Source organism: Henriciella mobilis (assembly GCF_003576315.1).
GTDB classification, from domain to species: Bacteria; Pseudomonadota; Alphaproteobacteria; order Caulobacterales; family Hyphomonadaceae; genus Henriciella; species Henriciella mobilis.
In genome coordinates this window covers 324,540-342,652 of sequence record NZ_QWFZ01000033.1, presented here as the reverse complement: position 1 = coordinate 342,652, position 18,113 = coordinate 324,540, and the positions used below count along the sequence as shown (strand labels likewise).

17 protein-coding genes are annotated in these 18,113 nt (G+C 60.6%); 2 read left to right on the top strand and 15 right to left on the bottom strand.

Annotated features, from left to right (window positions below):
• The first annotated feature begins 88 nt into the window (after positions 1-88).
• Together D1227_RS16345 and D1227_RS16340 are read left to right on the top strand one after the other, a co-directional pair.
• Positions 89-1,462 carry a transposase gene (locus D1227_RS16345; RefSeq protein ID WP_119404061.1) on the top strand — a complete coding sequence of 458 codons (1,374 nt, stop codon included), beginning with the start codon at positions 89-91 and terminating at the stop codon, positions 1,460-1,462.
• Positions 1,463-1,679: 217 nt separating this feature from the next.
• Entirely contained in the window at positions 1,680-2,276 is a 597-nt protein-coding gene (locus D1227_RS16340) for a DsbA family protein (RefSeq protein ID WP_112062136.1), read from the top strand.
• A 125-nt stretch (positions 2,277-2,401) separates the two neighbouring features.
• On the opposite strand, the gene D1227_RS16335 is transcribed toward D1227_RS16340, so the two are convergent.
• The 15 genes from D1227_RS16335 to D1227_RS16265 form a co-directional block, all read right to left on the bottom strand.
• Positions 2,402-3,649 (bottom strand): tyrosine-type recombinase/integrase, encoded by a 1,248-nt coding sequence (locus D1227_RS16335; protein WP_035550333.1) that lies wholly within the window; start codon positions 3,647-3,649, stop codon positions 2,402-2,404.
• 241 nt (positions 3,650-3,890) lie between these two features.
• Positions 3,891-4,391, bottom strand: a complete 501-nt coding sequence (locus D1227_RS16330; RefSeq protein WP_119405411.1) for a hypothetical protein — start codon at positions 4,389-4,391, stop codon at positions 3,891-3,893.
• Positions 4,388-5,146 (bottom strand): type II secretion system protein N, encoded by a 759-nt coding sequence (gene gspN, locus D1227_RS16325; protein WP_119405410.1) that lies wholly within the window; start codon positions 5,144-5,146, stop codon positions 4,388-4,390. The genes D1227_RS16330 and gspN overlap by 4 nt, the downstream gene beginning before the upstream one ends.
• Positions 5,143-5,637, bottom strand: coding sequence for a type II secretion system protein M (locus D1227_RS16320; protein ID WP_119405409.1), 495 nt, complete (start codon positions 5,635-5,637; stop codon positions 5,143-5,145). The genes gspN and D1227_RS16320 overlap by 4 nt, the downstream gene beginning before the upstream one ends.
• Entirely contained in the window at positions 5,634-6,749 is a 1,116-nt protein-coding gene (gene gspL, locus D1227_RS16315) for a type II secretion system protein GspL (RefSeq protein ID WP_119405408.1), read from the bottom strand. Before gspL ends, D1227_RS16320 begins: the two co-directional genes overlap by 4 nt.
• Positions 6,750-6,752: 3 nt before the next feature.
• On the bottom strand, positions 6,753-7,751 hold the full coding sequence (gspK, locus tag D1227_RS16310; RefSeq protein ID WP_119405407.1) for a type II secretion system minor pseudopilin GspK: 999 nt from the start codon (positions 7,749-7,751) through the stop codon (positions 6,753-6,755).
• Entirely contained in the window at positions 7,748-8,380 is a 633-nt protein-coding gene (gene gspJ, locus D1227_RS16305) for a type II secretion system minor pseudopilin GspJ (RefSeq protein ID WP_119405406.1), read from the bottom strand. The genes gspK and gspJ overlap by 4 nt, the downstream gene beginning before the upstream one ends.
• Positions 8,377-8,766, bottom strand: a complete 390-nt coding sequence (gene gspI / locus D1227_RS16300) for a type II secretion system minor pseudopilin GspI (RefSeq protein ID WP_158586692.1) — start codon at positions 8,764-8,766, stop codon at positions 8,377-8,379. The genes gspJ and gspI overlap by 4 nt, the downstream gene beginning before the upstream one ends.
• Positions 8,750-9,232: a prepilin-type N-terminal cleavage/methylation domain-containing protein gene (locus D1227_RS16295; RefSeq protein ID WP_119405404.1), complete on the bottom strand. Its 483-nt coding sequence runs from the start codon at positions 9,230-9,232 to the stop codon at positions 8,750-8,752. Before D1227_RS16295 ends, gspI begins: the two co-directional genes overlap by 17 nt.
• Before the next feature lie 6 nt (positions 9,233-9,238).
• Positions 9,239-9,691: a type II secretion system major pseudopilin GspG gene (gene gspG / locus D1227_RS16290; RefSeq protein WP_119405403.1), complete on the bottom strand. Its 453-nt coding sequence runs from the start codon at positions 9,689-9,691 to the stop codon at positions 9,239-9,241.
• 12 nt (positions 9,692-9,703) lie between these two features.
• The gene (gene gspF / locus D1227_RS16285; RefSeq protein WP_119405402.1) at positions 9,704-10,918 is read right to left on the bottom strand and encodes a type II secretion system inner membrane protein GspF; all 1,215 of its coding nucleotides are present in this window, start codon (positions 10,916-10,918) and stop codon (positions 9,704-9,706) included.
• A 2-nt stretch (positions 10,919-10,920) separates the two neighbouring features.
• Positions 10,921-12,411 carry a type II secretion system ATPase GspE gene (gene gspE / locus D1227_RS16280; protein ID WP_119405401.1) on the bottom strand — a complete coding sequence of 497 codons (1,491 nt, stop codon included), beginning with the start codon at positions 12,409-12,411 and terminating at the stop codon, positions 10,921-10,923.
• A gap of 38 nt (positions 12,412-12,449) precedes the next feature.
• The gene (gene gspD, locus D1227_RS16275; RefSeq protein ID WP_119405400.1) at positions 12,450-14,390 is read right to left on the bottom strand and encodes a type II secretion system secretin GspD; all 1,941 of its coding nucleotides are present in this window, start codon (positions 14,388-14,390) and stop codon (positions 12,450-12,452) included.
• 8 nt (positions 14,391-14,398) lie between these two features.
• The gene (locus tag D1227_RS16270) at positions 14,399-15,250 is read right to left on the bottom strand and encodes a type II secretion system protein N (protein WP_158586691.1); all 852 of its coding nucleotides are present in this window, start codon (positions 15,248-15,250) and stop codon (positions 14,399-14,401) included.
• Between the two features lie 114 nt (positions 15,251-15,364).
• Positions 15,365-18,037 (bottom strand): TonB-dependent receptor domain-containing protein, encoded by a 2,673-nt coding sequence (locus D1227_RS16265; RefSeq protein WP_119405398.1) that lies wholly within the window; start codon positions 18,035-18,037, stop codon positions 15,365-15,367.
• Between the last annotated feature and the right edge of the window lie 76 nt (positions 18,038-18,113).

The following is an 18,113-nucleotide window of genomic DNA, read 5'->3' as shown; positions in this document are numbered from 1 at the left end:
TAAACTCGCCCGATACTGTTGAAAAACTCCGAGTCAAAATGGGCGAATTCTGATTCAGTGATTTTCGTGCAGATCGAGGAGATGCGCGATGATGGGACGATTGGAAGAAGACGCTGCAAAGCTGTTCTATGAGTTCTCACTGGATAAGATGGTTCCGGCGGATCACTTGGTTAGAAAGATTGATCGGTTCCTCGATTTCGATGATATCCGGGCGCACCTGAAGCCCTTCTATAGTCACACGGGACGACCATCGGTTGATCCGGAACTGATGTGCCGGATGCTGATTGTTGGATACTGCTATGGCATCCGATCTGAACGTCGTTTGTGTGAAGAGGTTCATTTGAACCTTGCCTATCGATGGTTCTGTAAGCTGGGCATTGAGGACCGTGTCCCCAATCACTCGACGTTTTCTAAGGCACGTCATGGCAGGTTCCGTGAGAGTGATCTCTTCCGGAAATTGTTCGAGCAGGTCGTGTTCAGCTGCATGTCGGAAGGTCTCGTCAAAGGCGAAGGCTTTGCGGTTGATGCCAGCATGATCCGCGCCGATGCGAGTGAGGATCATGCCGTCGAGGCGGGTGAGCCGATTGATTGGTCTGATCCGAAGATCGCGTCGAGACCAGTTACCGAATATCTTGATGCGATCGATCAGGATGGTGCGCCACGCAAGAAGATCTCGCTCACGGATCCGACGGCACGGTGGACGGCTGCAATTGGCGGACAGGCCCGTTTCACCTGGGCAACCAACTATCTCCTGGATGTCGAGACATCCGTCATCGTCGATGTTGAGCCAACACCCGCTTATCGCAAAGCCGAGGTTGAAGCGGCCAAGATCATGATCGACCGAACCGAAGATCGGTTTGGGCTCAAGCCAAGACGCCTGATGGGAGATGCTGCTTACGGCTCAGCGGAAATGCTGGGCTGGATGGTCGATGAGAAACAAATCGAGCCGCATGTCGCGCTCTTCGAGACCCCAGGCGCACCAACGACAAACTTTACCATCAAAGACTTCCAGTATCACGAAGACCGAGACGTCTTCACGTGTCCTGCTGGAAAGGAGCTGCGTCAGTTCTGGAGAAACTACAAAACACCGCGCTCTGGCATCTCGAAAGATAATCGCAGAATGTATCGGTCGCGAAATACCGATTGCGCCGTTTGTCCCCTCAAATCCAATTGCTGTCCATCTGCGCCGTTCCGAAAAGTCAGTCGGTCCATCTACGAACATGCCCGCGATAAGGTGAAACGATTACGCGGAACGCATGAATATGAACAATCGAGACGGGATCGAAAGAAGGTCGAGATGAGCTTCGCGCACTTGAAGTGCCAACATCGCTTCCGACGATTAAGGTTGCGAGGCCCTACTGGGGCCAATGACGAATTTCTTCTCGCCGCAACAACTCAAAACCTTAGAAAACTCGCCAAATACGCCACCAAACCGTCTGCCACTCTCCAAAACGCCGCTTAGAACGGCCAATTGAAGCGAGCACCCCGAAGAAATAGGCCATTATAAAAAGCTAGGTCAAAAGACTGCCGAAAGTAGCCGCGAGTTTTTCAACAGAATTGCCCCAGAACGGTCTCTGACCTAAGCGGCAGGATGCGCCCTAAATCGGACTCTTAGAGAGGTCCAGCGACGCAAACTGGAAGTAGTTGCGCAAGTTTAATTCAATGGTTAGATTTTGAGGATGGCAGAGGTCGACTTCTTTTACGATCTGCGAAGCCCATACACATACTTTGCATGGCATCGCCGAAATGTACTCGAAAGCGTCGGGGCAAGCTTATCGCTCAGGCCCGTGTCGATTGATGTACTCCTGAGCCTTCAGGCCGGGCGTCAGCCGTGGGCTGAATATGTCGATCCTCTGGCTCCGCCGAAACGCAGTCATCTGTTCGCGGACATTCCACGAATGGCGAAGTATTGGAATATTCCACTCGGCGGACCGAGATCGTTCAAACCTGGTTCAAAACAAGCAATGTGCTTTGCGACTGCGTTGTATTCTACTGGAGAAAATCAATCAGAATTTGTTGATGCCGCGCTGAAGGCGCTATGGATCGACGCGAAGGACCTGGAAGCTCCTCATGTCTTGGCAGATATAGAGAGCAGTTCCCCAATAAATGCACTGACAGATGCTGAGAGACAGGCCGCCCTCGAAGAACTGACAGCGAACACAAGGGCAGCTTACGAACTGGGTGTCTTTGGTGTTCCGACTTTTCGTTATCGAGATAAGATATATTTTGGTGCTGATCGAATGGATGTTTTGGCTTCGTCCATTTCCAGGGGCTAACTAGCTCTTTAGCGGTAAGCCGTTTCATTGACTAGAGTCCTATTCTCGCTCCAAGTAGGACACTGATGGAGATCACATCGATGACCGCAAATGGCGAATTTCAGTCGTTCTAATCGGAGTCCCCCCTAGTTCGAACCGCCTCGCAAATATTCTCCCCAGTCCGCCATCATTGGCCTTCGCTTTTCGACCTGCGACATGCGTTTGTAAGCGAGTTCAGTGTCGGAGCCCTGCTTGTGCGCGATCGCAATTTCGGCAAGTTCACCGGGATAGTCTGTAAGCTCTGCGACCCAGTCTCTAAAAGTAGATCGCAGACCATGGGGTACAGCCCTTTTTCCCGTCTGCTGATCCAGGAAACCTGAGCGACCAAGATTCACTTCATCGTTATGGATCTCCCGCATGATCTTTGAGATAGTGCTGTCACTCATGGGCCCGCCGTTCACGCCAGGAAAAACATAATCGCTGAAGCGGATATCTTCGGCATCACGCAGCAGCTTCATCATTGGGGCCGTGAGCGGGACGGTATGATGTCGTGTCTTCAGCTTGGTCCCCTCGCGGTTTGGTGGAATTGTCCAGACCTCAGAATCGAAGTCGATTTCTTTCCACGTCAGAAACCTCACATCCCCTGACCGCACCGCCGTGAGGCAAAGAAATTCCAACGCGCGCGCAGATATGGGCTCTTTCTGTCGGAGCAGCGAGAACCAAGTCGGGGCTTGAACAAAAGGAACCGCTGGCCTGTGTTGCGTGACCTTATCGCGACCAAGCGGATTCAAAATGGGCTTGAGATCAGCCCATTTTGCGGGGCTATCATCTGTCCGGTACCCCTTTGCCTTCAGCCAAACAAATATTTTATCGAGCCTGATGCGAAGCTTCTTCGCCATTTCGCGCTTTTCAATCCAAAGAGGCTTCATCACCTCGGCGACTTGTAAGGAGGTGATTGTGTTGACGTCTCGTTTTCCAAGCCAAGGTATAATGTGGGTGTTCAGCGAGCTGCGCCAGGCTTTTCGTTCCTTCTCTTTGACATCTTGGAGCTCCAACTCAGAAAACAGGTCGACGGCATCCGCAAAATTGATCCTACGTTCTTCGACAGCCTTCTTACTAGCGATCGGATCGATCCCCTCAGCGATAAGCTTTTTCCAGGCTTTTGCTTTTTCACGCGCCTCTGCGAGCGTGACGAATCTTGCTGAGCCCAATCCAAAATGACGTCGACGTCCATTCAGCATCGCGCGAAACAGCCAAGACCGGGAGCCAGTTTCATAAATCACGAGGTATAAACCGTCGACAACGCCGACTGGGTGCATGGTCTTTCTGCCCACCCCATTGTGTTGTAAAGATTGGACAGACTTGGCTGAAAGTGGGGTAACGATCTTCGGCATCTGAGTTCGACTCCGCAATGGGGAGCCAGTCTCGCCCCACCAACCTACCCACCAAAAGGAATTTGATTAAGGGGGTATATGATGGAACACGAGAGCACAAGAAAATTCTTCGAACACTCTGATTAAATTGCAATTTTCGTCGAAATGGAACGGCGTGAAATACGGTGAAATCGGCCAAAATTTCCTACTCGCGGAGCCAGCGAACTCCCACACAACCGAACTTTCAGGAATCAGCCCACGTTCAGGGCTGGCAGGCCCGCACGCCGAGCACCGGTATCAGCGTGCGCCAGCCCTCTGGGGTAACGATTTCCAGCTTGCCCTGCTCGACACGCTGGCCGCCCTGCAGCGGCTCGCCCGGCACGACAGTCAGCATGACCTGCTCTCCCCCCGGCGCGGCGAATCCCTGCTCGGTCATGAACTCGCCGAAGATCTCGCCGCGATTGATGGTCTGCGTGACCTCGACGGCCTCTGCGCCGATCTGCATCGTCGCGCGGCCGGACTGGGCTTTTTCGAAGAAGATGAACTGGGTCGGCTCTGTCCGGTTCCAGAGAAACAGGCCGCATTCATTGCGCTCAAGCTGTTGCGGGCCGAGGCCTGATTCGGGAACGACATTCACGGCTGGTACCAGCGTTTGCGGGTCGACCGTCTGGCGCGCCTGTTCTACGGGCGCCGGGTCAGGGCGCGACGAACAGGCGGTTGCAAGGGCCGTAGCCAGGAGAATCGCGCTGATGTGTCTGATCATGGCGTACCAGCTCCTCCTGCCACAGCATCCCGGCGATAGGTCCAGCTCCCCTCCTCCCGGGAAAAGCCCGCATTGGCAAGCAACATCTCGATGTCGCGGTCTGCGGTATTGACCACGACATTGATCGTCGCAGCGCCCTGAAGCGTCGCAGCGGCATCGATATTGACCGAATCACCGGATGGGCCGTCACCTGAAAGCGCGATGTCGAAAGCGCCGTTCTCACAGCCGAGGGCGCCTGTCAGATCGGAGAATTCGCGCCCGAATTGCTCGGCAGCGATGGATAGCGTGTCGGAATGCAGGGCCCCGCTCGCCTTGCTGCACCGCTGACCGTCAATGCGGACATGACCGTCAGAGAGCCGGAACGTGCCGCCAATTGACCGCAGGTCGCTAGACAGGCTTTCGAGCGCGGAAATGTTTTGCTGCAAACGAATGTCGCTGGCCTCGATGGAGTCCTGGTCGATCAGCGTCAGAGAGCCGGCCCCGCGCCCGCCTGCGCCGCCCCACTGCACATCGAGCGTCGGCTTGAAGGACAGCAGCGAAAGCGGCTTCAGTGCAACGTCGACATCGCCAACCGGCTGGCCGTTCAGATAGACCCCCATGACCCGGCCGTTCCAGATCGTGCCTTCAGACTGGGTCCACTGCACGCCCATGCCATTGAGCGGCAGCTTGCGCATGACGTAACCGAGCGGAATTTTCGCTGCGGCAAACCAGACGAGCGCCACAACAGCTATCACCGCCAGCAGGAAACGAATCATGCCTCGCCTCCGGAAATCTCGACAGTAGCGCGGACGCGGCCTGCACCGGCCTGGTCGATGCTGAAACGTTCCACCCGGCCGCCAAGCCGGGTTTCAACCTCGTTCAGCCAGTAGAAAAGCTGCCGGGAATCGGCCTGCTCAAACACGAGCGAAAACCGCCCCTGCGCCCCGCCCTGCAGACGCGAAATCGAAAGCCCTGACTGCTGGGCTGCGCGGGTGACGGCCGTCTTGAACGCATCCGCATCGAGGCTCGAGCCGGTCGAGACCGCAATGCCTGTACTGACTGGCGACCGGGCGCGGCTGGCCGCGGACAGGTGTTCCAGCTGCGCCAGTTCATCGGCCGCCTGCTGGCGTGCCTGAAGCGCATCGGACCGCCCCGACAGGAGCGGCGCGACCATCCCGTACCAGATAATGACCAGCGCAAGCAGGCCGCCGGCGCTTGCGATCAGGGCTTTCTCACGGGCCGAGAGACCTTGCCACCAGCCGCTCATGACGCCGCCTCGATCGCGAACTCGCCCATGACCCGCTGACCGTTCTGGCGCGCTTCGCCAAGCCGGACCGACAGGCCCTTTTCTTCCAGCCGCGCGCCGATGGCATCAGCGTCAGCATAGCTGCCGAAGACGACCATGGCGTTCAGCCGGCCCGCCGACGCATCGTAGCGCAGCGAGCGGATTTCGGCGCCCTCGACAGGTTCGATCGCTTCATAGAGCGCTGCGGTGGCCATTGTGGGCCGCAGGCTGGACGATCCGGCTGCACGTCCCTGGCGCAGCGTTTGAAGGGCGACCGCGAGCCGGCCATTCGCATCCGGCGCCACCGCCATGATGAGGTCACGCGTCTGGGCCTCCAGCTGTCCGGCCTGCTTTTCGAGTGCGCGGGTCTCGAGCCAGACCGAGCCAAGCCAGAGAATGGCTGCTGCCGCAGCGATTCCGGCAACGGGGCGCCAGGCGGCAAGCCCATCCAGCTGCAACGGGCGGCGGACGCTATAGTCTCCCTGGCGCAGCGACGTGACGCTGCCGGCGGCCTCATACCAGGCGGCGAGCTGGACAAACCAACTGTTGCGGCCTTCGATTGCCTCGCCGGTGGGTTGTGCGTCCGGCGCAATTGAGCGAACAAGGTCATCCGGCACATCGCGATCAAGCGCGAAAACCGATTGAGCGGTGCGGACCAGGATTTCGTCCGGCCCGGTTATCATTCCCGGCACGTCAGGCAAGCAGGCTTGCGGCGCGACGAGATCGGCGTCCGGCACCCCGGCCGCCTGCAGCGCCGCGATCCAGGCCTGCATGTCTGCTACGCTCGCGACCTGGACCTCCCGGTCGGGACCATCGCCTGGGGCGCCAAGAGCGGCGTGCAAGGCCTCGACCGGCTGGGCGAGGTCATCCTCAAGCGCGAACAAGGCGACCCGGCGCGCCTCTGCAGGCTTCTTCACGGAAATATCGGCGCGGTGAACCGTAACGCGGGTCCCAGGGACGAAGGCAACGGCGCGCTCGCCCTGGCCGTGCCCGCGCGGCGGGGCCGTATCCACAGCCCAGTCACTCGCCGAACGCCAGGCGAAAAGCGTGTCGTCGCCGTGGTTTTCGGGTAAGAGGATGAACAGTTCTGCCAATCCCTATCCTTTTCGTTCCCGGCGAATGGCCGTCACTGAGCCATTCTCTTCGATGCTGAAGAGCACGTCGTAGATCCTGCGCAGCCCGCGATACTCGATCACCGTTCGCACGCCAATATGGCTGGCCTCTACAGAAAGCATATCAGCGCGACGCAGCTCAGGCGATATTTGTGCCAATTCCGGCAATTCCATCATGGCGCTGACACTTTCCCAGCCACCAGGCGGACGCTGGAACAGAACATCGCGCGCTGCTTCAACCGTCAGTGCACCCGACATGGCCAGGGACAGGAGCGGCGCCTCCCGTTCGGTCAGCGTATTGATATTGAAGACCTGGCTTTCTTCCGAAGGCTGCGCGCAGAGTAGCGGGTCCAGCGCATCGATCAGATCCGGCTCGAAATAGCGGATCGCCCGAAGCTCGCTCAGGCTGGCGAGGGGCTGGCCAGACGTCCGATAAGGCAAAGGCAGGCCGGCATAATAACTGTCTTCCGCGCCCCCGAGGCCGGGCGACTGGTCCGGATCCATCCAGTCGATGACGGCCGATGTCATCATCTCCGGATTGAGCCCCTCAAGACCTGCGAGGTCGAGCAGCATTTCGAAATCATCACGAACAGACGTGGCCCCTTCCGACGCGTCACCCGCCGCTGCACGGCCCGCATCCCTCAGCCGGTTCACGTTGAAACAATTGGTCGCGTCAGTGCCCGTGATCGAAATCACGCCGCCTTCAAGGTCGAAATTCATCGCCTGAGACAGCCCCGGCATGCCATCGAAAAGCCTGGCACCGGAGGTGGCGACAAGGTCTTCAATCGCAAGGGCTGCGAACTGGTCAGCCCCGGCGACAAACCAGTTGGCCTGGGCGCTGGCATCGAGGGTCTTGGCCCTGTTCGTGCTGGCCAGAACCGCGGAAGAGATCATCACGGCGACGATGGACATCGAGGCGACGATCATCAGCACAGTGACGAGCGCCACCCCTGCCTCCTTGTGATGCTTATTGGAAGCGCTCATCCACCCCCTCCCACGCCAGACGCGATCGTCAGTGTGCGGCCATCGTCAAAACGGATACGGATATCCACCAGATCAGGCAGGTCATTGGCAGGCGGCTCCGGCGTGCCTTCCCAGTAAGCCGACATCTGGTCACCCTTCCAGAAGGCCAGTTCGACCTCCGCGACATCGCGCAACAAGACGCGCTTGGCAATCGGGGTCGAGGCCGTTGCGTCCGGCCGCAGCCAGGCCGTCCGGACAAGCTCCCCGTCGGCAGAAAGATCGTAGAGAACCGTCTGAAGATCGCTACGCTGCGCCGTCCCGTCAGGATTCATCCAGCCATTTCGCACGAGATGAAGCAGGCCATCGACGCGATTGGTTTCACCACCGGCCAACGTCATTGGGCCGTCATAGGCGTCCACCGGCTCTGTGCCCCGTTTGACAACTGCTTCGAGATCGCCGCGGATCAGGGCCTGCGCAATATCCAGCTCACGCACCATCGCTTCGCGGTCCCGCAACTGTTCGCCGGACGCGGTGGCCCGGAGCAGAAGGTTGCCGCCCGCGACCGCCAGGATGGACAGGATAAACAGCGCCACAAGCATCTCGGCCAGGGTAAAACCGGCCTGCCGGGCAGATGATTGCGGGCGGGTCATCTGGGCTGCGCTTTTAATGTGATGAGGCGCGCCAGATCCTGCTCGGTCTCGGCTTGCTGCACACGGACCTCGAGCCGGAACAGGTCCGCCTGCCCCGTCGGCACGACACTCAGCGTCCAGGTGAACCGGCGGCCCATCTGTTCCTCGGCGCCGGAGGTCTGCCCGACTGCAACCGGCTGGCGGTCAGCCATGGCGCGGGACAGGACATTCTCGGCAGTGGTGCGCGCCAGCAGTCGCGCTTCGAGGCGCCCGGAATTGCGCAGCGCGTCCGATGACAGCTGCATGAGCGGAACCGCTGCCAGCGCCAGGATGCCTAGCGCCGCCACGGTTTCGACCAGGCTGAAGCCGCCTTCGCGACGGGTTTTCTTGCTATCCCGATTGGCCATCGCGCACCTCGCCATCCGGTGTAATGTGAAGGGTGCGCTCGAACGCCCCGGCCGATACAATGATGTCCGCCGGTTCGCTGACGCCCAACGGATCGAAAACCAGCAGTCTTTCACCCCGCTCATTATCGCGTCCTGTTTCTCCCGGACGCACCAGCCTCACGGAGACACCCTGCGGCAGGCTGGCCAGGTCACGCCCGGCCGGCTGCCAGTCAAATCCGTCCCAGCGGACAAGGCTGACCTTGCCATCCACCGCGCTGATCGCCAGCGCATCACCGGTCAGAACCGCCATGTCCTGGACCTCGCGAACCGCCTGTCCGAGATCGCGCAGGGCACGTTCATGCGGACCCGGACGGTCTGGCAGGGTCATCACGGCCACGCCCGCGACCAGCCCGACGATGAAGACGACGAGCATCACCTCGACCAGCGTCATGCCGGCCTGTCTCGAGAGGCGGGCTCGGCGCCTCATGCTGCCTCAGTTCCAGTTGCCGATATCGGCATTCTCTTCCTCGCCGCCGGGTTCGCCATCGGCGCCGAGCGAGTAGAGATCGTATGCCTTGTCGGAACGTTCGGCAGGTCGGCGGTAGACAAAGGGGCGGCCCCAGGGATCGAGCGGCACCTTGTTGATATAACCGCCCTTGCGATAGGAGCCGGCGGTGCTGGCGCCCGACGGTTCGGTTACGAGCGCTTCCAGCCCCTGCTCCGTCGTCGGATAATCATACATGTCGAGGCTGTACTGCTCGAGTGCGTTTGCCAGCGACGTCACATTGGTGCGGGCCGTCTTTAGCTGCGCATCGGTACGCGCCCCCAGAACATTGATCAGGACCACCGTCGACAGGAGGCCGATGATGAAGACGACCACCATGATCTCGGTCAGCGTGAAACCGGCTTCCTTTGACGGGCGCCGGGCGGGTTTGCGTAGTTTCATCGAGGTCACCTCCTAGCCGATGGCAAATGTGTTGATCTGCAGGATGGGCAGCATGATGGACAGGACGATCAGCGCCACGATGCTGGCCAGGAAGACGATCATGATCGGCTCCAGCAGTCCGAGTGCTACAGTCGACGCATTGTCGAATTCGTCTTCCAGGTATTCCGCGGCCCGCTCCATCATGCCGGCGAGGTCGCCGCCGCGTTCGCCGCTGGCCACCATGTGCAACAGCATGGGCGGGAAGACCGCCTCGGCGCGCATCGCCCGCGCGAGCGTCGAGCCTTCCTCGACCTTGCGCCGGACACTGGCGACTGCCCGCCGAAAGACAGCGTTGCCGTTCGCATTGCGGGCCGCGCCAAGACATTCGGGGACGGGTGCGCCGCTGCCGGACAAGGTTGCGAAGGTCCGGGCAAAAGAGGCCGCTGCCACGCCGCGTGCGAGCCGGCCGATGACCGGCAGCGAGAGCAGGAAACGGTCGCGCGCTTCCCTTGCGGCTTCGGCCTGCATCAGGCGGCGGAATGCCCAGCCGAATGCAAGCGCTGCGATCAATACCGCGATGCCCCACTGTCGCAGGAAGGTAGACAGGCCGATCACTGCTTCGGTCAGCCATGGCAAGTCCTGGCCGAGCGTGTCGAACTGCTCGACAATGGCGGGCACGACGAAGATCATCAGAAGCGTCACGACAATCAGCGCAATGACGCTGAGAACAATCGGATAGATCAGCGCCGACAGGATCTTGTTTTTCATCTTCCTCGATTTCTCGAGGTGGGTGGCAAGGCGCTCCAGCACCTCATCGAGGCGTCCCGATGCCTGCCCGGCCGATACCACAGCGCGATAGAAAGCCGGAAAGGCGCGCGGGGCGCTGTTGAGCGCTTCCGACACCGAATAGCCGTCCGTGATCGCAGACCGCACCCCCATGAAGACCTTGCGTGTGGCCGTCTTCTCCGCCTCTGCCGCGACAGAACCAATCGCTTCCTCAACGGGCGTACCGGCCTTGACCAGCAGGGCGAGCTGGCGGGTCGCGACGACGAGATCGCCACCGGGCAGTTTCTGGTCATGACCGCTTGCCGTTGCTTGCGAAGCCTTCTTGCGGCTCTCGCTGACATCGAGCGGTGAGAGCTGGCGCAGGCGCAACTCCTTTCGGGCCGCGCGCGCCGAGTCGGCCGTGATCACGCCCGAGGTCCGCTTTCCGTCCGCACCGATGGCCTGATAGTCGTAGACTGCCATCTCTAGTCCTCATCCTTGCGGCAGACGCGCAGGACTTCCTCGACGCTGGTCTGGCCGGAGACGACGTATCGGCGGGCATTGCGGAACAGTGTGTCGTGGTCCCTGAAGGCGCGCGCTTCCAGTTCATCGTCGGAGACATCGTCCCGGATCAGCTGACGCACCTCCTGGTCGACGAGGAGCAGTTCGTAGACGCCAAGCCGGCCTTCATAGCCGGTCTGTGCGCAGGACATGCAGCCGCGCGGGCGGTAGAAATCGTAGTGCTGGTCAGCCGGCAAGCCGAACATCTGCTTTTCGTCCGCGCTTGCCTCATGCGGCTCCTTGCAGTGATCGCAAAGCTTTCGAACCAGGCGCTGGGCGAGCACGGCGCGCATCGTGGCGGCGAGCACATAGGGCTCGATACCCATGTCGCGCAGGCGCTGAATGGCGCCCGCGGCGCTGTTGGTGTGAACGGTCGAGAGGACCGGGCGCCCGGTCGAGGCGAATTCGAACGCGACCTTGGCGGTCTCAAGGTCGCGGATCTCGCCGACCATGACGACATCGGGGTCATGGCGCAGGATCGCACGTAGCGTGGCGGCAAAGGTCAGGCCGACCTTGTGGTGCATCTGGGTCTGGCTGATCCCCTCCAGGCCATACTCGATCGGGTCTTCCAGCGTCATGACATTGCGCTGGCCATTGTTCAGCACCGACAGCGCCGAATAAAGCGTTGTCGTCTTGCCGGACCCGGTCGGCCCCGTGACGAGGGTAATCCCGTTCGGTTGTGCGAGCACAGAACGGAAGCGAGCCAGCGTGTCCTCATCCATGCCGAGCTCATCAAGGCCGAGCAGCGCATTGCGGGTATCCAGCAGGCGCATCGTGACCCGCTCGCCATAGCGCGAAGGCAGTGTCGAAACCCGTACATCGATGGAGCGCCCGCCGATGGACAGTGATATGCGGCCATCCTGCGGCACCCGCTTCTCGGCAATATCCAGGCGCGCCATGACCTTGACCCGACTGGTCAAGGGCGCCGCCAGCCGCCGCGACGGCGTCAGCACTTCCTGCAGAACGCCATCGATCCGGTAACGGACGGACAGATTGTCCTCATGCGGCTCGATATGGATGTCCGAGGCGCGGCGCTTCACAGCCTCGTAAATGAGACCGTTGATCAGGCGGACAACCGGGGCATCATCATCCCCATCAAGAAGGTCAGCGGTCTGCGGGATATCGTCAATGAGCGACATGAGGTCGCCAGCGCCATCCATGGCGGCTTCGGTCTCACCACCGTCAATCGCCGCACGCGCATAGTGTTCGGACAGGGCGCGCTCGAAGCGCGTGGCGTCAAGATGCTGGAACCGCAAAGGCCGGCCGATGGCGCGGCGCGCTTCAAGGATAGCGATCGGGTCGGCGCCTGCCCGCACGCCAAGCGCGACAGCACCATCCTCCTGCGACAGGACCACCAGTCCCTTGTCGCGGGCAAAGGCATAGGTCAGCAGCGGTCTGGTCTCGGCCTCACTCATGATTACATCTTACGCCGAAGGCACGTCAGCCTACCAGCTTACTCCTCATCCAGCACGGGCGCACCCAGGACTTCGCCGAGAAACTCGTCGATCGAAACATCGACATCCTCTCCGCGCATGATCTCCTGTGCGCGAATGTAATTGTAGCTGCGCGCCGTTACGCGCGACGCATCCTCGCGATCCCGGACGATTGTCGGCTTGATAAACACCATCAGATTTGTCCGTGTGCCGCCCTTTCCTTCCGATTTGAACAGATTACCGGCCACAGGGATGTCACCAAGGATCGGCACCTTCGAATTCTGCGTCGATTCCGTCTGCTCGATCAGGCCGCCAAGTACGATGATTTCACCGTCGTCGGCCAGGACGCTGGTCGAGATGTTCCGCGTGCTCAGGATAAGGTCCGGCGACGTGTTGCCAACGGCCCCAAAGACGCTCGACACCTCCTGGAAGATATCCAGCCGGATCGTATTATCGGACGAAATGCGCGGGGTCACTTCCAGTTTGACGCCGACTTCCTCGCGCTGCACGGTTCGGAACGGGTTGGTATTGGCCGAGCCCAGCACTTCGCCGGACGTCAGCGGGACATTCTGGCCAACGAGCAGCGATGACGTGCCATTGTCCAGTGTCATGTTGAATGGCTTGGAAAGAACGCGGGAATTCGTGTCCTGCTCCACGGCAGTAATGACGGCGCCGAACAGCGTATCGCCGCTCTGACCGCCCACACCGAGCAGCGCGCCGTTAACGCCGAGCAGCGAACTCAGCGCCGCATCCGTGAACGGACTACCGTTCGAACCGCCCGGCAGGTCACCATCCGTGATCAGAGCGCCCGCAAGTGCCAGCAGGTTCGGCGCAGACCGTGAGAAGTTCGTCGTCGCAAACGGCGTAGTTGAATCGCCGGTGCCGGACAGCAGAAACTGCACACCAAGTTCGCGCGCCGTATCGTCGGACATCTCCACGATGATGGCCTCGACAAGGACCTGGGCCCGGCGCTTGTCCAGGGCTTCAACGACACGCTCCATCGACATCAGCGTATCAGGCGTTGCGCTGATGATGAGCGAGTTCGTTTCCGGATGGTGCGCAATCGTCGCCCGCGGTGTGCCTGTGTCCGCCGGTCCCTGCTGGTCGGCCATTGTCGCAGCCAGTTTTTCCAGGATGGGGACGATCTCCTCCGCCTTGGAATTGTTGAGCTGGATGACCCGCAGATTATCGCGCGTCGGCTCGGCACGATCGAGTTCAGAGGCAACACTCAGGGCACGCTCGACAAGCGCACCATCGCCGCGGATGACAACCGAATTGCTGGTTGGGGACGACGTCACTTCAAAATTGTCCACCGGGTTTCCGTTTCGCGTACCCAGCAGGTCGGTCAGCAGCTGCGCCATCTCGCGCGATGGCACGCTCTTCAATGCCAGTGTGCGCACATCGGTACGGTCATCCTGATCGAGCGTCTGGATGACGTCGCGGATACGCGGCATGTTCGAGGCATAGTCGACAACAACGAGCGAATTGGAGCGCGCGTTCGCGACCACCTGCCCCTGCGCATCCACCAGTGGCTTTACCATCTGAGCAGCTTCGACCGCCCCGAACGTCTCAAGGCTGAAGACCTGCGTGATGAAGGTGTTCGGCCCCGTGTTCGCGCCTCCCGCTTCGCCCACGGCCAGCTGTTCAGGCACAACGCGGTAAACGCCCTTGCCGGCCGGGATCGCTGCAAAGCCGTGAACGCGAAGCGTCGACAGGAAGACCTGGAAGACCTCGTCGGTCGTCATAGGCGCCTGTGAAAGCACCGTCACACGGGTGCGCGCGACATCCGGGTGCAGAATGAAGGTGTAGCCCGTGATGATCGAGACATCGTCGATGAGCGACGTGATCTCAACATTGTCGAGGCTGAGTACATGGCGCGCCGATTGAGGCGACTGCATTTCTGCCTGGGCGGCCTGTCCGGCCAACGCAAGCGCCGAGAGCGCGATCACGATTTTCTTCATGAGCTGTATCACTCCTCCTCGACGCGAATATCAATCGACCGGGACGTACCTGCACGAACCAGACCGACTCTGGCGACACCGCCGCTGGCGAGTTCGTCCGCGAGGCTGGCGACATCAATCCTCGCTACCCCGTTTCCATTGACGCTGACCAGGCGGTCGCCGGGCGCCAGACCAGCTGCGCCCATCAGACGACTGTTTCCCTGAGGCCCGACGACGAAGGCGCGAACCTCGCCATTCTCGACCTCAGGCGCAATTTCGAGACCTGCCAGCAGCGTGCGCGCAGACACGCCGGGGGCGAACACTGGAGGGCTTGCCGCCTCGACAATGCCGCCTTCCGTGCGAAGGTCGTCGCGGTCCTCAATCACGCTAAGGCCCGCATCGCGGCCGCTGCGCATGATCGTCTCATCGCGGCCATCGCGCGAAATGATTGCTCGGTCGGCCAGGACACGTTCCAGCACCACGCCCGGCAGGACTTCATCACCGGGCTCATAACGGGTCGTCTTGTTGTCCGGGGTTGTAATTGTGGCGGACGAGACCCCATCCTCCCCGCTCGACATGAACAGGGCGACCAGCTTCAGATTAAGGTCGGTTTCCGGCGCGTCCTCGATCGCAGGCGCCGTGCTTTCGCTGGCGGAAAACGGGTTGGCCTTCATGAGCAGGCTGAGATCGGCACGCACGGCCTGCCCGCTGGTCTGCGAGACCGGCGTTGGCAGGGCGCGCGGCGTCAGCGTCGATACGGCATCAGTGGGCGCAATCAGCAGCCAGGCGATCCGGGCCACCAACCAGGCAAGCAGAACCAGCAGCACCAGCATCGCGCCGGTCCTGGCTGTTTCAACGAGCCTTGGGTCCATCACCCTCATCTTTTTCCTCATGCCCTCTGACGGGACAGAATGAACGAGGGCGGGTCACCCCGCCCTCAACGCTACATACTAGGCCAGAACAGGCGGTCTCGCGACCGCCCGCTACAGGTCATCCTAAAAGCGGCGCTTCAGGCCGAACGAGATGGACGTGCCAATGTCATAGACATCGACGTCCACCCGGTCGCCACCGCGCGCCTGGTAGGCTTCGTACTCGTCGCCAAGCAGGTTCTGTACCTTGAAGCTGAACTCATAATCGCCCCCAGCCAGTTCGAAGGCCTGGTTGAGCACGAAATCGAGCGAAATCGGCGGCTCTTCAAGGATGGCGGGGATATTCAGTGCAAGCGCTTCACCCGAACGGATCCGCTCGCTCGCATAGTTTACGAGAAGGTTGGCCTCCGTCCCCTTCATCTCGTCCGTGTAAACAAGCTGAAGATTGAACAGGTGCTCCGATTGGCCCTGCAGGCGGCGCCCCCCTTCGATGAGGCCGGCAGCCGGCAGCAGGAACGGTTCCGGATTGAGCGGCGTCTGGTTCGTAACGACACACTCGTCAGCATACTGAGCACAGAACTGCGCTGTCGTCAGGCCGAGATCTGACGGGCTACGCCCGGCCGTCACTTCGGAGTCGGACCAGGTATAGTTGGCCTTCACCGTCAGGTCCCGATCGCGGAAGAAGTCGAGGCCGAGCACATCGAACAGCGGCAGGATCTGCTCATACTCCACCTCGAGACCATACAACTCGGCGCTCGGCACGTTGATGAAGGTCGTCTTCGGCGTGTCGCCGGTGCGCTGGTTGATCTCCTCGATCGGGCGTTCCATGTCCTTGTAGAACAGGCCGAACGTGATGAACTGGTCGCGGCCGAAATAGTACTCGGCCCGCACGTCATAGTTCTTGATCGACGCATTGATCAGGAACGGGTTGCCGAGGAAATTCACGTCCGTCTCGGTGTTGAGGAATTCCGTCGGCGCCAGCTCGCGGAATTGTGGGCGGGTCACGGTTTCGGAATAGCCACCACGCACCTGAAGGTCATCGAACGGGTTCCAGGTGATCGTCGCCGCCGGCAGGATATCGTACTCATAGTCGCAGCTGCCATCCGGCTCACGGTCGACGCAAGCTTCGACATAATTGAGGGCCGGATCTGCGCCGATCGACATGGTGTCGACCGCCTCGATCGCCCGCTCATACCGCGCACCGATCGCACCGCGCAGGAATGGCGTGATCTGGGTGTCGAAGCCGGCATAGAGCGCGTCGACTTCGAGCGTGGCGATATATTTTTCCGGGAAGGTGGCGCCGCCAATCGAACTTGCGCCGAGCTGGTCGGTCGCAAACAGGTTGGCGAACAGATAGTCGATCCGTGTGCTGGAGACCGGGACGCCTTCGATCGCGAAGATACGCGAGGTCGCAGACCGGTCATTCTCGACATAGGCGTAACCGGCTTTCAGGTCCGTTTCGCAGAAGAGATAGCAGTCACTGCCCCGTTCGAGCGGCAGCTCGAAGTCGATGCCGAGATCGGTGGAATCATCATCGATCCGGCTGAAGGTGAAGGTCGTATCGGCTGAGTTCGCGAGCGTCTGCAGGCCATTACCGGAGTCCTGGTAGAGGATCGAGAACTGGTAGGGTGCATCCCGAAGGGCTTCGGAATAGGACGCCCGCCACTCGACCTTCAGGTCCATCAGCGACGGGAAGAAGTGCTCGCCAGAAATCTGGGTCGTCCACAGCTGGCGCTCGAACCATTCGATATTGTCATCGCGCTCGAAGTTGTCGTCAAAGTCGATGCCCTGGACGGTCCGTGCTCTCTTGTCGCTGGAGCGGGCGATCAGCGCCGTGCCGCGGATTTCGTGATTGTCGAACAGGTCGAAACCGACCGTTGCAAAGCCATTCAGGCCGACAGAGTTCTCGGTCGAGTAGAGCTCGTTCTCGAACCGGGCGGACAGGCCATCGCCATTATTGTCGGCAAAACCGCGCGTGCCCTCTTTCGTGGTCCAGTCATTGGAATAGGACACAGCCCCCAGCAGGCCCATCGAAATGTCCTGATTGATGTCATAGCGCTGGCCGCCTGTCGCACTGAGGCCGATATTGGCCGGCACGATGCCTTCCTGGATGATCAGGAGGCCGGAATTGTTGGTCAGTGAACGCGCGAAGTTGGCGTCCACACCCGTCTCCGGAATGTCCGGCATGGTGCGGGTATTGTCGGAGAAGCCGAGGAAATCGAGATCGCCACCGTCATAGAGCAGGCCGTCCTGAAAGGTCGTCTGCGTATTGCCGCTGACAGAGGCCGACACCTCGAAAAAGGCTTCGTCAGGCACGGTCTTGGTGCGGATATCGACCAGGCCGCCGCCGAACTCGCCCGGAAGGTTGGGCGAGAAGGTCTTCTGCACGAGGATGCTGCGCAGGACAGAGGTCGGGAAGAGATCGAGCGGGGCGACCCGGCGCAGCGGCTCGGGGCTCGGCAGTGGCGATCCGTTCAGCGTCGCGCTGGAATAGCGCTCATTGAGGCCGCGGACATAGACGAAACGATTGTCGGCGGTCGAGATACCCGCCACGCGCGCAAGAGCCGCAGCGGCATCGGTGTCGCCGGAGACCTGGAAGTCGCTCGCGTCGATGAGGCTTGAGACCTCAGAGGTCGAGCGCTTTTCGTCCGGAATGAACTGGCCGCGAACAACGACGCTCTGCTGGCGCAGTTCTTCCTGCGACTCTTCGGTTTCCTGGCTGACGGCCAGGCTGGACATGCAGACAAGTGAAGCACCTGTCAGCAGCGCCAGACGGAAGTAGGTGGAAGGTTTCAACATGGGTTCCCCCTGGGAGGAGAGGAGTTTCCTCCTCTGTGAGATATCCGAGAATGCGATGAGGCAGAGCGACCGTTTC

Excerpts from the sequence above, each read along its gene's own strand:
- D1227_RS16345 (WP_119404061.1), top strand. The coding sequence starts at position 89 with ATGATGGGACGATTGGAAGAAGACGCTGCAAAGCTGTTCTATGAGTTC.
- D1227_RS16340 (WP_112062136.1), top strand. The coding sequence starts at position 1,680 with ATGGCAGAGGTCGACTTCTTTTACGATCTGCGAAGCCCATACACATAC.
- D1227_RS16335 (WP_035550333.1), bottom strand. The coding sequence starts at position 3,649 with ATGCCGAAGATCGTTACCCCACTTTCAGCCAAGTCTGTCCAATCTTTA.
- D1227_RS16330 (WP_119405411.1), bottom strand. The coding sequence starts at position 4,391 with ATGATCAGACACATCAGCGCGATTCTCCTGGCTACGGCCCTTGCAACC.
- gspN (WP_119405410.1), bottom strand. The coding sequence starts at position 5,146 with ATGATTCGTTTCCTGCTGGCGGTGATAGCTGTTGTGGCGCTCGTCTGG.
- D1227_RS16320 (WP_119405409.1), bottom strand. The coding sequence starts at position 5,637 with ATGAGCGGCTGGTGGCAAGGTCTCTCGGCCCGTGAGAAAGCCCTGATC.
- gspK (WP_119405407.1), bottom strand. The coding sequence starts at position 7,751 with ATGAGCGCTTCCAATAAGCATCACAAGGAGGCAGGGGTGGCGCTCGTC.
- gspJ (WP_119405406.1), bottom strand. The coding sequence starts at position 8,380 with ATGACCCGCCCGCAATCATCTGCCCGGCAGGCCGGTTTTACCCTGGCC.
- gspI (WP_158586692.1), bottom strand. The coding sequence starts at position 8,766 with ATGGCCAATCGGGATAGCAAGAAAACCCGTCGCGAAGGCGGCTTCAGC.
- D1227_RS16295 (WP_119405404.1), bottom strand. The coding sequence starts at position 9,232 with ATGAGGCGCCGAGCCCGCCTCTCGAGACAGGCCGGCATGACGCTGGTC.
- gspG (WP_119405403.1), bottom strand. The coding sequence starts at position 9,691 with ATGAAACTACGCAAACCCGCCCGGCGCCCGTCAAAGGAAGCCGGTTTC.
- gspF (WP_119405402.1), bottom strand. The coding sequence starts at position 10,918 with ATGGCAGTCTACGACTATCAGGCCATCGGTGCGGACGGAAAGCGGACC.
- gspE (WP_119405401.1), bottom strand. The coding sequence starts at position 12,411 with ATGAGTGAGGCCGAGACCAGACCGCTGCTGACCTATGCCTTTGCCCGC.
- gspD (WP_119405400.1), bottom strand. The coding sequence starts at position 14,390 with ATGAAGAAAATCGTGATCGCGCTCTCGGCGCTTGCGTTGGCCGGACAG.
- D1227_RS16270 (WP_158586691.1), bottom strand. The coding sequence starts at position 15,250 with ATGAGGGTGATGGACCCAAGGCTCGTTGAAACAGCCAGGACCGGCGCG.
- D1227_RS16265 (WP_119405398.1), bottom strand. The coding sequence starts at position 18,037 with ATGTTGAAACCTTCCACCTACTTCCGTCTGGCGCTGCTGACAGGTGCT.